We start from the raw sequence: 13573 nt of genomic DNA, 5'->3' as shown, positions 1-13573 counted from the left end.
ACCCCAAATGTGTTGTGATATAAAGTGATTCAGAATATCGGGCCGTTCGGTTCGATCCCTTTGTCTCTGCGAGCTTTCCGGTCTCTTATTCTTGTTTTTTCATGTTTTGTCTGTGAACGTAACCACAACCTGCCAGCCAGGCTGGAACGAGAGATGACGGCACCCAATGGGGGAGCGAAAGCCGGGTACGGCACCCAGGGTTCCCACACCTCTTCTTTGTCGCATGCACGCCACAACCGAACACCACCAAGATCGCACCACGCCATTGGTTCGGCCACCTCAGGCAAATGCAGCCGTTCAATCAGGGATCGCCCCGGACCAATCCCCCATTCGGCCGCTCAGTGGAGCTTCCCGGTTTCCTCCGCGAGAACCTGCTCGGCAACAGCAAAAGCAGTGTTAGCCTTGGGAATTCCAGAGTAAGCAGCAGTATGAAGAAGAACCTCGCCGATTTCTTCCACGCTCAGTCCGTTGCGCCGGGCAGCACGGACATGCATGGCCAGTTCCTCTTGACAACCGAGCGCGGTGAGAAGAGCCAGCGTTACAGCACTGCGCGTACGCCGGTCCAGCCCCTCCCGGGTCCAGATGCCGCCCCAAGCGGCGGCAGTGATGTATTCCTGGAAAGGCCGGGTGAAGTCGGTGGTACGGGCCTGCGCGCGGTCGACGTGTTCGTCGCCCAGGACGGCGCGGCGGACGGCCATGGCGGCGTCGTGATCGGTCATCGGATACCTCTCAGATGGTCGATAATGCTGGAAAGGAACGGCTCGGGGCGCTCGATGGGTCCGAGATGTGCTGCGCCGTCGATGATTTCGAGGCGCGCATTCGGGATGCCAGCTGCTATGGCGCGGCCGTGCTCGGGCGGGAAGGCCGGGTCCTGGGCGGTAGACAGTACGGCCGTAGGGACGGCGATGTGCGGTAGGTCGTCGGTCAGGTCGAGTCCGGACAGGGCCGCGCAGCACGCCGCATATCCGGCCGGGGTCGTGGCCGCGGTGAGATCTCGCATGTACTGGGCGGTTTCGGGATGCTGTGCCAGCCACTCGGGCGTAAACCAGCGTGTCACACTGCCATCGGCGATCTGCCGCATGCCCTCGGACCGCGCCTGCTCGGCGCGTTCCAACCACATGGCCGCATTGCCCGGTTGCGCCGAGCTGCAGCAGACCACCAGGCCACGTACCCGGTCGGGGTGATGACGTGCGAGCCACAGCCCGGTCATACCGCCGAGGGAGACGCCGACAATATGTGCGGCCTTGATTCCCAGCCGATCCAGTAGCGCCACCACATCCGCGCCCAGGTCGGCGAGCCGGTACGGGCCTGCCGGGACCGGTGACTCGCCGTGTCCGCGCGCATCGAATCGGATTACCCGAAAACCGTTGTCCACCAATGGCTGGACATATCCGTCCCAGATGGAGAGGTCACTGCCGAGCGCATTGATCAGCACCAGCGGGATGCCCGCCGGATCGCCGTCGACCACACTGAAGACGGTCACCGGGAGGTCGTCCGATGGCACGCCGCCCCTCAGCTGGCGGGCCTCATCCTGGCGTTCGGCGTGTGCGAGGAGTGCTCGTCGGACGAAGACCGCTGTGCTGCCGAGATAGGTGGACGGTTCGAGTAGCGCGTCTATGCGGTGGCGATCGAGATGTGCGCCGATTACCGGATGGGCTGCCAACAGCGCGCCGAAATCGGCTGAACCACTGGGTGTTCCGCTATTCGAGGGATTGTCGGCCGTGTCCGAGGCCGCCATCTCGTCGGCGGGTGTGCGGTGGGAGCTGTTGCGTGCGATGGCCAGTTGAGCGCAGGCGGTGACGGCGTCGTGGGCTGCGAGCCGGCCGATCGCCGGTGTCAGGGCGGTGGTGACTCGCTCGGCCATCAGCAGGCCGCCGGTGCGGGCCAGGTTCTCGCGCATACGGCCGGGGTGGATTCGTAAGCGGGACAGGCTTTCCCGCAGCCAGTACACCGCCGATCCGGTGGCCCGGAGCAGTTCGTTGAGGGGTCGCCATTCGGCGTGCCAGGAGCCTGCCGCGCGCTGATGCTCATGGCCGGCGGCGGAGAACAGCGTTGCCACCAGGCCGGGTGCCTGAGCCGCGGCGGCCACCGCCGAGATCGCGGCGATGGCGTTGCGCTTGTGCGGCATGGTCGAGGACCCGCCCGCACCGGCCGACTCCTCGGATACCTCGCCGACCTCGGTCTGTGCGAGCAGGGTCACGTCGCGGGCGATCTTGGCGACCGCGCCGCACATGGTGCCGAGCGCGCCCGCGAGTTCGGCGATGCGGGTGCGCTCGGTGTGCCACGGAAGTTCGGGGGCGGGGAGGTCGAGTCGCCGCGCGAAGTGTGTGGCGACCTCCACCCCTGAATCACCCAGGGAGGCAAGAGTTCCCACCGCGCCGCCGAGCTGAGCAGCCAACCGCTCACGACGGACTCGCCCGAGTTCATCCGCAGCGGCCTCCAGGCCGGACAGCCGGCTCGCCGCGCTGAGCCCGAAGGTCACCGGCAGGGCCTGCTGCAGCAGACTGCGCCCGACCTGCGGGGTCTCGGCGTGCTGGCGCACCAATTCGGCTAGCAGATCAGCGCATTCCCGAGCCTGCGCGTCGAGCGCGTCGAGAGCTCGCGCGGCGATCAGCATCGCGGCCGTATCCATGATGTCCTGGCTGGTCGCGCCCAGATGGACCGCGGCCGCTGCGGAATCCCCGGCGGCCGTGTCTCCGAGACCGGCCGCCGGGGTGGTGTCACGCTGGTCGGGGGCTTCGGCGCGGGCTACCTCGGCGGTGAGCGCTCGCACCAGGGGCGCGGCGGGATTGCCGATTCCCACTGCCGCGCGGCCGATTTCGCGGGCGTCATACAGTTCGGCGCGGCAGGCGGCGGCGATGGTCTCCGCATGGGCAGCCGGGATGAGACCGGCATCGGCCAGGGCACCCGCCAGCGCCGCTTCCGCGTCGAGCAGGGCCTGTAGCCAGGCGGTGTCGTCGGTGGTGGACGCGACCGGGCCGGTGGCTTGGAGTGGGTCGAAGAGTTCAGACATCGAAGAACACCGTCTCATGCTCGCCGCGCAGGGCGATGTCGAAGGTGTAGCCGTCGACAGCGGGGCGTGCGATCAGCGAGTTCCTGCGTTGTGGGGCAACCGAATTCAGTACCGGATCGGCACCGTTCGCGCCCTCGAATTCGGGAAAGTAGATGCGGGTGACGAGCCGGTGCAGCAGTCCCCGGGCGAACACGGAGACATCGATATGCGGAGCCTGCGGTGCGCCGCCGGAATCGGGTATCGCGCCGGGAACCACAGTATGGATGGCGAATTCACCGGTGGTGGTATCGCTGCGCCCGAAGCCGCGCCAGCCCGGGGCCACCGGCCCGGGGGCATCTGGGTGATCGAATCTGCCCTGCGGGTCGGCCTGCCAGGTCTCGATCATGGCGTCGGGGCATGCGTTCCCGTCGCCGTCGAAGACCCGGCCGCGAATCCACACCGCGCCCGGCGTGCCCTCGGGTACCGCGAAAGCCCCGTCGGCCCAGGCCAATCCGATGTGCAGATACGGTCCGACGGTCTGCGACGGAGTAGACGGCAGTAGCGTTTCAGTCATCGTGCGGCTCCTCCCAAGGGGTGGCGCGGCGGCCGCGCAGGATGATGTCGAATTCGAACGCCAGCGCCCACTCCGGCTGGGTGTGCTCCAGGCTGAAGCGTGAAATGAGCCGGGGCCGTGCGGCTTCGGGCACCGAGTTGTAGATGGGGTCCTGCCCGAACAGTGGATCATCCGGAAAGTACATCTGGGTGACGAGCCGCTGGGTGAAGGCGCGCCCGAACACCGAGAAGTGGATATGCGCCGGCCGCCAGGCATTGTCGTGATTCCGCCACGGATACGCACCGGGCTTGATGGTGGTGAATCGATAGCCGCCGTGCTCATCGGTGAGGGTGCGACCGAGCCCGGTGAAATTGGGATCCAAAGGCCCCGGCCAGCGGTCACCGGTGTGCCGGTAGCGCCCGGCGGCATTGGCCTGCCAGATCTCGATCAGCGAGTGCGGCACGGGCCGTCCGTCACCGTCGAGCAGGCGACCGAACACGATAATGCGCTGTCCGACAGGCTCTTCCGCATGCTGAATAGTCAGATCGTGGTCGTTGGGCCCGATCCGCCCGGGTCCGAGCAGCGGGCCGGTCACCTCGGTCAAATTCTGCGGTAACAGGATCGGTGGCAGTGCGGGTGCGCGCAGGGCGGTCGACCGGTACTCCGGCGACAGCAGCGGCGGATGGGTGCCCGGCGGATCGGGGCGATACCGGGGCAGCGCCGAATGCGTTGTGTTCAAGGGAAACTCCAGTCTCGTCAGGCTTGCAGTACCAGCGCCAGGCCCTGGCCGACACCGATGCACAGGGCGGCCAGTCCCCACCCGCCGCCGCGCTGCCGTAGTCGTCGCGCCAGTGTGGTCACGATCCGCGCACCGGAGGCACCCAGTGGATGGCCGAGGGCAATGGCCCCGCCGTTCACATTCACAATGGCCGGATCCAGCTCGGGCCAGTCGGCGAGACAGGCCAGCGACTGGGCGGCGAATGCCTCGTTCAGTTCGACGGCGGCCAGGTCACTCCAGCCGATACCCGCACGGCGCAAAGCGATTTCGGCGGCCCGGGTGGGTCCGATGCCGAACATGTCGGGATCCACGCCCGCCGCGCCGCGGCCCGCGATCCGCGCCAGGGGTTCGATACCCAGTCGATCGGCGGTCCCGGCGTCGCCGATCAGCAGCGCCGCCGCACCATCGGTGAGCGGCGAGGCATTGCCGGCGGTGACCGTGCCGTCACTGCGGAACGAAGGTCGCAGGGCCGCAAGAGTTTCCACGGTGGTGTCGGCGCGAACCGGTTCGTCGCGCGTCAGTCCCGTTCCCGGCGGCGTGCTCACCTCGTCGTCGAAGAACCCGGCGGCCCAGGCGCGAGCGGCATTGCGGTGGCTGCGCACCGCGAATTCGTCCTGGGCGGCCCGGTCGATGCCGTAGCGGTCGGCAAGCAGTTCGGTGCATTCACCGAGCGCTGTGGTCCACCGATCCGGCATGGCCGGATTGACCAGTCGCCACCCGAGCGTGGTGGAGTGCAGGGTCTCGCTGCCCGCCGGAAATCCCTTGGCGGGCTTGGCCATAACCCAGGGAGCCCGGCTCATGGATTCGGTGCCACCGGCCGCGATGAGCTGACCGTCACCGACCTCGATGGCCCGGGAGGCATGGAATACCGCGTCCATGCCCGACCCGCAGAGCCGATTGACCGTGGTCCCCGGTACCGAGGTCGGCCATTGCGCCAGTAGCGCGGCCATTCGCGCCACATTGCGGTTGTCCTCACCGGCCTGATTGGCCGCGCCGAACACCACATCGTCGACGCAGACCGGGTCGAGATCGTTGCGCGCGGCCAGTTCTCGCAGTACATGTGCGGCGAGATCATCGGGTCGCATGCCGGACAGCGCACCACCGTATCTGCCGAACGGGGTGCGTACCCCGTCCAGGATGAATGAGTCTGTCATCACGCCTCCCGCAATTGCCGCAGCGCCGCGAGCTCGGCGGCCGTCGGCGGGGGTGTGGTGGTCAAGGTGTCGGCGACCTTCAGTGACCAGCCCGTGGCCGCAGTCACCTGTTCGACGGTCACGCCCGGATGCACCGCCGTCAGCACCAGTTCGCAGGTCTCCGGATCAGGTTGCAGCACACCGAGATCGGTGATGACCATGGTTGGTCCGGCACCGCGCAGTCCGAGTGCCTCCCGATCCCCGGGGCCGCGGCCGTAACCCACCGAGGTGATGAAGTCGACGCGATCCACGAAATTGCGCCGGTTCTGCCGAGTCACCACCAGCACCTGTCCGCACGAGGCCGCGATCTCGGGTGCGCCGCCCGCACCGGGCAGTCGCACGGTGGGATCGGCGTAGTCGCCGATGACCGTGGTGTTGATATTTCCGAACCGATCCAATTGCGCCGCACCGAGAAAGCCGATATCGATGCGCCCGGCCTGCAGCCAGTAATTGAACATCTCCGGCACGCTGACCACCGCGTCCGCGGTATCGGCGAGAATGCCGTCACCGATGGAGGCGGGCAGCCGCCCGGGCTTCGCGCCGATCGCACCGGATTCATAGATGAGCACCAGCTCCGGGGCATGTGTGCGGCGCGCGAGATTGGCTGCGGTGGAAGGCAATCCGATGCCGACGAACACCCGCTGTTCGCCGTGCAGGGCGCGGGCCGCCGCGATGGACATCATCTCGTCGGCGGTGTACTCGACGCTCGCGTCTTGCGATGTCACTGCGAAACCTCCTCGGCACGAACGGATTCGAGCCAGCGCGTGAATTCCTCCCGGTCGCGGCCGATGGCATCCCAGGCCGCGTAGGCGTCGTTATCGCGCTCGTAGTAGCCCTGCGCGTACGACGGCGAGGCCCCGCCCGGCACCACCGAGATCGCGTCGATCACCCAGTGCGGCAAGACGATTGCGCCCGGCATCGGGGTCAGCTCGTCCACCACTTCCTCGACGGTGATCAGACTGCGCCGGGCGGCCAGCACGGCCTCCTTCTGCACCCCCAGCAGCCCCCACAACTGCACATTGCCGCGCCGATCTGCCCGCTGGGCGTGAATGACGCTGACATCGGGATTCAAGGCGGGCACCGCGGCCAGCCGCTCCCCGGTGAACGGGCAGTCGATATGCGCGATGGTGGCGGTCACGCGCGCGAGATCCGTTCCGGCATAACCGCGTAGCACCGCGAACGGCAGCCCGGACGCGCCAGCCACATAGCGGTTGGCCATCCCCGCGTGACTGTGCTCCTCGATCTCCAGCGACCGCGGCCAGGCTTGCTGAACGGCATCGCGGAATCGGTGCAGTGAACCGACGCCGGGATTGCCACCCCAGGAGAAGATCAGCTTGCGCGCGCAGCCCGCACCGATCAGCTGGTCGTACACCAGGTCCGGGGTCATCCGCACCAGGGTGAGGTCGGTGCGGCGCTGCCGGATGATCTCGCGTCCGGCCGCCATCGGGATGAGATGGGTGAAGCCCTCCAGGGCCACCGTGGCCCCATCGGTCACCAGTTCCCGAACCGCCTCGGGCAGGCTCGCGAACTCAGCCACGGCCGCCTCCGAGAATCGGCAGGCCCGCGTAATTCTCCGCGAGTTCCTTTGCGGCAGTGGGGGAGTCGGCAACCCGGCGAAGCTGCGACAATTGCAGTGCGGCATCGAAGTCGTCACCGTGCCGGTGCAGCATGGTCGTCATCCACCACGAGAAATGCGTGCAGCGCCACACTCGCCGCAACGCGGTCTCGGAGTAGGCGTCCGCCAATTCGGTGGAACCGTCCAGCAGCAGCGCGCTCAGCGCACGCGCCAGCACCGCCACATCGGCAATGGCCAGGTTGAGCCCCTTGGCCCCGGTCGGCGGCACGATATGCGCGGCATCCCCGGCCAGGAACAGCCGTCCGTGCCGCATGGGAGCGGTCACGAAACTGCGCATCGGCAGCACGCTCTTCTCGATGATCGGACCGGTGTTCAGCGTCCAGCCGTCGAGTTCGAGCCGTTTGGCCAGCTCCGCCCAGATGCGCTCATCACTCCAGTCCTCGATCCGCTCGGCGGGATCGACCTGCAGATAGAACCGGCTCACCTGATCGGATCGCATGCTGTGCAAGGCGAATCCGTCCGGATGCCAGGCATAGATCAGCTCATCGGTCGAGGGCGGCACCTGCGCCAGCACACCCAGCCACGCGAACGGATAAGCGCGCTCCCAGGTCTGGCGCACGCGCTCCGGGATGGCCTGCTTGCTGGGCCCGTGGTAACCGTCGCAGCCGACAATCACGTCCGCGTCGACCCGCCGAGACACCCCCTCCGAATCGGTGAAGGTTATCGCGGGCCGGTCGGTCTCCACGTCATGCAGCTCGACATCGCTCACCTGATAGAAGGCGAGCTGCCCGGCCCGATCGCGAGCGGCCATCAGATCGGCGGTCAAATCGGTCTGCCCGTACACATACACCGACCGCCCGGTCAGCTCCGTGAAGTCCAAGTGCCGTCGCTCGCCCGGCCACTGCAAATAGATACCGCGATGTTCGATCGCCTCACGGTCCAGCCGCTCGCCGACCCCGGCCTCCCGCAGTAACTCGACGCTGGCGGACTCCAGAATTCCGGCCCGAATACGGGACTTCACATGCTCGGCGGATTGACGTTCGACAATCACCGATTCGATCCCCGCCTGATCGAGCAACTGCGCCAGCAGCAGCCCGGCGGGACCGGATCCGATAATCGCGACTCGGGTTCGCATCTCTTCCGAACTCCTCATCTGTGGGAAAGTCCCCACAGAATCGGCCCGCGACCGCAGCGGCCACCATGGCGGTTTCCATTGAATGGAAACCCGGTCCGGGATCCGCCGGTCAGCGCGGTCGGCGCCCGGTTCCGGCGGCTGCGGGTACGGCGGGAATATCGGCGAGACGGCGGCGGCTATCCTTTATCAGTCATGATGTCGGCTTTCCCGGGTCCGGTCGGTGCCCAGACGGTCTACCTCGATCACGCGGCCACTACACCTATGTTCCCGGTCGCCATCGAGGCGATGAGTGCTGCCCTGGGGGCGGTGGGCAATGCCTCCTCGTTGCATGGGTCGGGGCGGGCGGCGCGGCGGTTGCTCGAGGAGTCGCGAGAATCGGTGGCGGCGGGGTTGGGGGCTCGGCCCTCCGAGGTGATCTTCACTTCGGGTGGGACCGAGAGCGACAATCTGGCGGTCAAGGGGATCTACTGGGCGCGGCGGGACGCCGATCCCAGGCGTAATCGGATTCTGGTCAGTTCGGTGGAGCATCACGCGGTGCTCGATACCGTCGAATGGCTGGAGCAGCACGAGGGTGCGCAGGTGACGTGGCTGGAGGCCGATGCCGAGGGCATGGTTTCGCCGCGCACACTGCGTGCGGCACTGGCGAAGTACGCGGATGACACCGCGCTGGTCACCGTCATGTGGGCCAATAATGAGGTCGGCACCGTACTGCCGATTGTCGAATTGGCCGCGGTGGCACAGGAATTCGATGTTCCTATGCATTCGGACGCCGTGCAGGCGGGTGCGCAGCTGCCCATCGATTTCAGTCGAAGTGGTTTGGCCGCAGCGAGTTTCGCCGGACATAAGGTCGGCGGGCCGCACGGTGTCGGTGTGCTGTTGCTGGGCCGTCAGGTGCCCGCGGTGCCGCTGCAGCACGGCGGCGGGCATGAGCGCGATATCCGCTCGGGCACCTCGGATGTGCCGGGCGCGGCCGGACTGGCCGCCGCCGTCCGCGAGACCGTCGCCGGAATGTCCATGCGCACAATCGAACTCACCCGGCTGCGGGATCGGCTCATCGATGGCGTCCTCGTCGACGTGCCCGAGGCCATTCTGAACGGCCCCACCGGCGACCGGCGACTGCCCGGTAACGCCCACTTCACGTTCCCCGGCTGCGAGGGCGATTCGCTGCTCATGCTGCTCGATGCCGCCGGGATCGAATGCTCGACCGGATCGGCCTGCAATGCCGGTGTCGCCGGACCCTCCCATGTGCTGCTGGCCATGGGTGTGGAGCCGCGACTGGCGCGTGGGTCGCTGCGATTCACCTTGGGACACAACTCGACCGACGCCGATATCGACGCCCTGCTGGCCGCGCTGCCGCAGGTCGTGGATCGGGCGAAGGCGGCCGGAATGGCCGGCGCGAAGGGAGGCTTCTAGATGCGAGTACTTGCCGCGATGAGTGGTGGTGTGGATTCCGCGGTGGCTGCCGCGCGCGCCGTCGAGGCCGGACACGAGGTGGTCGGCGTACACCTGGCGCTCTCCGCCAACCCGGGCACCCTGCGCACCGGATCGCGCGGCTGCTGCTCCAAGGAGGACGCCGGTGACGCCCGGCGCGCCGCCGATGTGCTCGGAATCCCGTTCTACGTCTGGGATTTCGCGGACCGCTTCAAGGAAGACGTGATCGACGATTTCGTCGCCGCGTACGCCGCCGGGGAAACCCCGAATCCGTGCCTGCGCTGCAATGAGAAGATCAAGTTCTCCGCGCTCGCCGACCGCGCCGTGGCGCTGGGCTTCGACGCCGTGGTCACCGGGCATTACGCGCGCCTCGCGGACGGCGTGCTGCGCCGCGCGGTGGACGGGGACAAGGATCAGTCCTATGTGCTCGCGGTGCTCACCGCCGAGCAGCTGTCCCGCGCCATGTTCCCGGTCGGCGACACCCCGAAGCCGCGGATTCGCGAAGAGGCCGCCGAACGCGGTCTTGCCGTGGCCAACAAGCCCGACAGCCATGACATCTGCTTCATTCCCTCCGGTGACACCCAGGCATTCCTGGGCGCGAAGATCGGCATCCGCCCCGGCGCGCTGCTCGACGCCGACGGCACCAAGCTGGGCGATCACAAGGGTGTGCACGAGTTCACCATCGGCCAGCGCAAGGGCCTGGGTCTGCCGGGTCCGGCCGCCGACGGCAAGCCGCGCTATGTGACCGAGATCGATCCGGACTCCGGCACCGTGCGCGTCGGCTCCGCCAAGGATCTCGAGGTGTGGACGGTGCTCGCCGACCGCGCCATCTGGACCTCCGGTGAAACCCCTTCCGGCCCCATCGAATGCGTGGCGCAGGTGCGCGCGCACGGCGGCACCGCCCCGGCGGTCGCCGAGGCCGACGGCACGGGCCTGGTGGTCCGGCTGCGCGAGCCGCTGACCGGTGTGGCCCGCGGTCAGGCCGTGGTGCTCTACCGTCCGGATGCCGCCGCCGGTGACCAGGTCATCGGCAGCGGCACCATCTCCGGCACCGAGCGCGAACCCCACTCGTACGCAACCGAACTGGTGTCGGACACCGCTCAGTGATACTGCCCGCGCAGCGGCGGGGGCGAGCTGGGCGGGCGCGAAGTCTCTCCGTCATTCCGGTGGGCTCTCGGCCGGAATCCGCCGATGCCCGTTGGGGTGTGGATCCCGGCCGAAAGCGTGCCGGGATGACGAGGGTGTCGCGTGCCGGGATGACGAAGGTGTCTCGTGACCGGATGGCGTGGGTGCCACGTGACCGGGATGACGAGAGTGTGGAGTGCGGGGATGACTCGGCTCGCGAGGATTGGTCGGCACCGCGATCCCGCCGGTCTTGCCGGTGGTACCGTGCGCCGATCCCGGGCCTCGGCCTGAAGTGGTGTGACTTGCCAGGCAATTGAATCTGTAGGGCCGAGTGATGCGGGGATGCGTGGATGAGTGAGATCGAGAGCGGTTCGGGAGTACTACAGGGCGGCATTGCCACCGGGGTCGGGTCGTGGCCGGGTACCGACGCGCGCGAAGCCGCGTCCACCGTCGTGGGGGAGCTGGGGGAGCTGCCACACCTCGTGGAGCTGCCGGGACGTGGGGTCGGCGCGGACATGATCGGGCGGATGTCCGCGCTGCTGGTTGATATGCGCTTCGACGGCACCACGCGCGGGTATCGCCTCGCGATGCGGCCCGGGGCGGTGTCCCGGCGTGCGCACGACCTCCTGCGGGAAGATCTGGACGCACTCGAAGAGGCTTGGGAGACAGCGGGTTTCGCGGGTACCGGGCGAACGGTCAAGGTGCAGGTGACCGGGCCGCTGACCTTGGCCGCCGAGGTGGAGTTGCCACTCGGGCATCGGGTGCTCACCGATTCCGGTGCGGTGCGCGATCTTTCGGAGTCGCTCGCCGAGGGCATTGCCGCGCATGCCGCCGAGATCGGTAAGCGGCTCGGCGCGCAGGTGCTGGTGCAGTTCGACGAACCACTGTTGACCGATGTGCTGAATGGCACCCTGCCCGGGGTCAGCATGCTCAATACGGTGCGCGCCCTGCCCGAACCGGAGGCGCTGCACATTCTCGACACGGTGATCGACGCGCAGTCGGGGCCGGTACTGGTGCACACCTGCGCCGCCAAACCCGCGCTCGGCTTCCTGCGCCGAAGTGGTGCGGCCGCAATCGGATTCGATATGGCCACCATCGGCGTCAAGGATCTGGATCGTATCGGCGAAATCCTCGACGACGGCAGACATCTGGTGCTCGGCCTGGTGCCGACCAGCGTCCCGGACAAGGCCGTCACCTGGCGTGAGATCGCCGAACCCGGTGTGCGCCTGATCGATCGGCTCGGCTTCTCCCGTCGCCTGCTGGCCGAACAGATCCTGGTCTCGCCCGCCTGCGGACTGGCGGGTGCGCCGCTGCCCTGGGCCCGCAAGGCGCTCAGCCTGGCGGCGGAGACAGCGCGCATCTATGCCGATGAGCCGGAGTCGCTCAGCTTCGAATGAGCCGCACGGGTTTTCACCCCGTGCGATCGCCGGTGCGAATACGGCAGAGACGCACCCATCGGTCTAGCGTCGTCGGTGGCCCGTATGTTTCCTGCGGGCCACAGACCGAATTGGGTAGTGGGAGAACGCCTTGTCCGAAGAATCAGCACCGGTACCGGTTGCCGGGGTAGCGATGACCGCCATCGGGGTCGCGTTTGTGCGCGCGCGTGAGACCGAGCGCGCGGACCGGCTGTACAGCGATCCGCTCGCGCAATTGTTCGTCGATGCCGCCAAGCCGAGCTTCGGCGAGCGCTGGGATGAGCTGTCGCCATTGCTCGACATGTTCTACGAGGCTCGCACGGTGGCCGTGCGATTGGTCGATGATCGCGTGGAAGCCGCTGTGCGCGAGGGAATTCGGCAGATCGTCATCCTCGGTGCCGGGCTGGATACGCGGGCATTCCGGATGGACCTGCCGGCGGATACCCGTTTCTTCGAACTGGATCTGCCGGAGACCTTCGCTTTCAAGGAGCCCGTGCTGGCGCGCGGCGATGCGACGCCGCGCTATGAAAGGCAGGTGCTGCCGGTCGATCTGCGCGGAGGCTGGGCGGAAGCGCTACTGCTGCAGGGCTTCCGGGCCGATGAGCCGACGCTCTGGGTGGATGAGGGCGTACTGGGATATCTGTTGCGCCCCGATGCCCAGCAGGTGGTCGCGACGCTCACCGAATTGTCCGCGCCGCGAAGCCGTTTCGATATCGGCAGCTTCGCCGTCGACCCGAACAGCGGCCCCTACCTGGCGCTGCGGCGGCTGGTCTCCGGTGCCGACGAGGCCCCGGGCGAGGCGGCCGGTCTGGGGCCGTATATCGAGAAATGGCTGCACGAGCACGGTTGGGACACCACATTCCAGACCTGGGCCGAACAGGCCGCGTCCATCGGGCGCCCGGATACCAACGGCGGTCCGGAGACCGGAAATATGGCGGCGGTCCGGCGCTGAGACCTCAGTTGCCCTGATCGCGCTGCTGGCGGGAACCGAAGTAGGGCCGGACGCCCGGGTGCGCGAGCTGCCAGTGGTCCGGCTTGCCCGCCGGATAGGTCACCGGAATCTGATCGCCGATGGACGGCCACTGATTGACATCCCAGGCAAACCGTCCGTAAACCTCGTGCGCCACCACCATCGGCCCGGAGATGCTGCCGCTGAGCGTCACGTACTGCTCACCGGTGGCATCGGGTCGCGGGCTCACCCCGGTCACGTACAGGATTCCGGATTCCGGTGCGACCATCTGCGCACCGGCACGACCGCGCCGGAACATCGAGATGGCCGCGACCAGCGCGCCACCGATCACCAGAATGAATACCAGCTGCAGGAGCATGGCACCCACTCTAGGCGTGCGAGGCGGCGACCGCCGCAACTAGATTG

At 67.6% G+C, this 13573-nt stretch carries 13 protein-coding genes; 4 read left to right on the top strand and 9 right to left on the bottom strand.

Annotation, left to right across the window (positions count from 1 at the left end; translation table 11 throughout):
- Positions 1-338: 338 nt before the first annotated feature.
- Genes pcaC through GFY24_RS39840 form a run of 8 tightly spaced genes read right to left on the bottom strand, consistent with a single transcriptional unit; the run spans position 339 to position 8227 of the window.
- Entirely contained in the window at positions 339-719 is a 381-nt protein-coding gene (gene pcaC, locus GFY24_RS39875; protein ID WP_153810305.1) for a 4-carboxymuconolactone decarboxylase, read from the bottom strand.
- Positions 716-3013 (bottom strand): 3-oxoadipate enol-lactonase, encoded by a 2298-nt coding sequence (gene pcaD, locus GFY24_RS39870; RefSeq protein ID WP_153810304.1) that lies wholly within the window; start codon positions 3011-3013, stop codon positions 716-718. Before pcaD ends, pcaC begins: the two co-directional genes overlap by 4 nt.
- Complete coding sequence (gene pcaG, locus GFY24_RS39865; RefSeq protein ID WP_153810303.1) at positions 3006-3566, bottom strand: protocatechuate 3,4-dioxygenase subunit alpha; 561 nt, start codon at positions 3564-3566, stop codon at positions 3006-3008. Before pcaG ends, pcaD begins: the two co-directional genes overlap by 8 nt.
- The gene (gene pcaH / locus GFY24_RS39860) at positions 3559-4284 is read right to left on the bottom strand and encodes a protocatechuate 3,4-dioxygenase subunit beta (protein ID WP_153810302.1); all 726 of its coding nucleotides are present in this window, start codon (positions 4282-4284) and stop codon (positions 3559-3561) included. Before pcaH ends, pcaG begins: the two co-directional genes overlap by 8 nt.
- 17 nt (positions 4285-4301) lie before the next feature.
- A complete protein-coding gene (locus tag GFY24_RS39855) occupies positions 4302-5477 on the bottom strand; it encodes a thiolase family protein (protein ID WP_153810301.1) in 1176 nt (391 codons plus the stop codon).
- Positions 5477-6199 carry a CoA-transferase subunit beta gene (locus GFY24_RS39850; protein ID WP_153810312.1) on the bottom strand — a complete coding sequence of 241 codons (723 nt, stop codon included), beginning with the start codon at positions 6197-6199 and terminating at the stop codon, positions 5477-5479. Before GFY24_RS39850 ends, GFY24_RS39855 begins: the two co-directional genes overlap by 1 nt.
- A 38-nt stretch (positions 6200-6237) precedes the next feature.
- Positions 6238-7053 carry a CoA-transferase gene (locus GFY24_RS39845; RefSeq protein WP_309231904.1) on the bottom strand — a complete coding sequence of 272 codons (816 nt, stop codon included), beginning with the start codon at positions 7051-7053 and terminating at the stop codon, positions 6238-6240.
- Positions 7046-8227, bottom strand: coding sequence for a 4-hydroxybenzoate 3-monooxygenase (locus GFY24_RS39840; protein ID WP_153810299.1), 1182 nt, complete (start codon positions 8225-8227; stop codon positions 7046-7048). The genes GFY24_RS39845 and GFY24_RS39840 overlap by 8 nt, the downstream gene beginning before the upstream one ends.
- A gap of 192 nt (positions 8228-8419) precedes the next feature.
- Between GFY24_RS39840 and GFY24_RS39835 the strand changes: the two genes are divergently transcribed.
- The 4 genes from GFY24_RS39835 to GFY24_RS39820 all read left to right on the top strand — a co-directional run bounded on the left by GFY24_RS39835 (position 8420) and on the right by GFY24_RS39820 (position 13150).
- On the top strand, positions 8420-9640 hold the full coding sequence (locus tag GFY24_RS39835; protein ID WP_153810298.1) for a cysteine desulfurase family protein: 1221 nt from the start codon (positions 8420-8422) through the stop codon (positions 9638-9640).
- Complete coding sequence (gene mnmA / locus GFY24_RS39830; protein WP_153810297.1) at positions 9641-10765, top strand: tRNA 2-thiouridine(34) synthase MnmA; 1125 nt, start codon at positions 9641-9643, stop codon at positions 10763-10765. It begins immediately after the preceding gene.
- 368 nt (positions 10766-11133) lie between these two features.
- On the top strand, positions 11134-12180 hold the full coding sequence (locus tag GFY24_RS39825; RefSeq protein WP_153810296.1) for a methionine synthase: 1047 nt from the start codon (positions 11134-11136) through the stop codon (positions 12178-12180).
- Between the two features lie 130 nt (positions 12181-12310).
- Positions 12311-13150, top strand: coding sequence for an SAM-dependent methyltransferase (locus GFY24_RS39820; protein WP_228567126.1), 840 nt, complete (start codon positions 12311-12313; stop codon positions 13148-13150).
- Between the two features lie 4 nt (positions 13151-13154).
- On the opposite strand, the gene GFY24_RS39815 is transcribed toward GFY24_RS39820, so the two are convergent.
- Positions 13155-13526: a hypothetical protein gene (locus tag GFY24_RS39815; protein WP_194853212.1), complete on the bottom strand. Its 372-nt coding sequence runs from the start codon at positions 13524-13526 to the stop codon at positions 13155-13157.
- Between the last annotated feature and the right edge of the window lie 47 nt (positions 13527-13573).

The sequence above is a fragment of the Nocardia sp. SYP-A9097 genome (genome assembly GCF_009649815.1).
GTDB lineage: Bacteria > Actinomycetota > Actinomycetes > Mycobacteriales > Mycobacteriaceae > Nocardia.
This window is presented reverse-complemented; position numbering and strand designations above follow the sequence as displayed.

What these genes read in the sequence shown, in the direction of transcription:
- pcaG (WP_153810303.1), bottom strand. Translation starts at nt 3,566, where the DNA reads ATGACTGAAACGCTACTGCCGTCTACTCCGTCGCAGACCGTCGGACCG.
- GFY24_RS39825 (WP_153810296.1), top strand. Translation starts at nt 11,134, where the DNA reads ATGAGTGAGATCGAGAGCGGTTCGGGAGTACTACAGGGCGGCATTGCC.
- pcaD (WP_153810304.1), bottom strand. Translation starts at nt 3,013, where the DNA reads ATGTCTGAACTCTTCGACCCACTCCAAGCCACCGGCCCGGTCGCGTCC.
- GFY24_RS39850 (WP_153810312.1), bottom strand. Translation starts at nt 6,199, where the DNA reads ATGATGTCCATCGCGGCGGCCCGCGCCCTGCACGGCGAACAGCGGGTG.
- GFY24_RS39855 (WP_153810301.1), bottom strand. Translation starts at nt 5,477, where the DNA reads ATGACAGACTCATTCATCCTGGACGGGGTACGCACCCCGTTCGGCAGA.
- mnmA (WP_153810297.1), top strand. Translation starts at nt 9,641, where the DNA reads ATGCGAGTACTTGCCGCGATGAGTGGTGGTGTGGATTCCGCGGTGGCT.
- pcaC (WP_153810305.1), bottom strand. Translation starts at nt 719, where the DNA reads ATGACCGATCACGACGCCGCCATGGCCGTCCGCCGCGCCGTCCTGGGC.
- GFY24_RS39840 (WP_153810299.1), bottom strand. Translation starts at nt 8,227, where the DNA reads ATGCGAACCCGAGTCGCGATTATCGGATCCGGTCCCGCCGGGCTGCTG.
- GFY24_RS39815 (WP_194853212.1), bottom strand. Translation starts at nt 13,526, where the DNA reads ATGCTCCTGCAGCTGGTATTCATTCTGGTGATCGGTGGCGCGCTGGTC.
- GFY24_RS39835 (WP_153810298.1), top strand. Translation starts at nt 8,420, where the DNA reads ATGATGTCGGCTTTCCCGGGTCCGGTCGGTGCCCAGACGGTCTACCTC.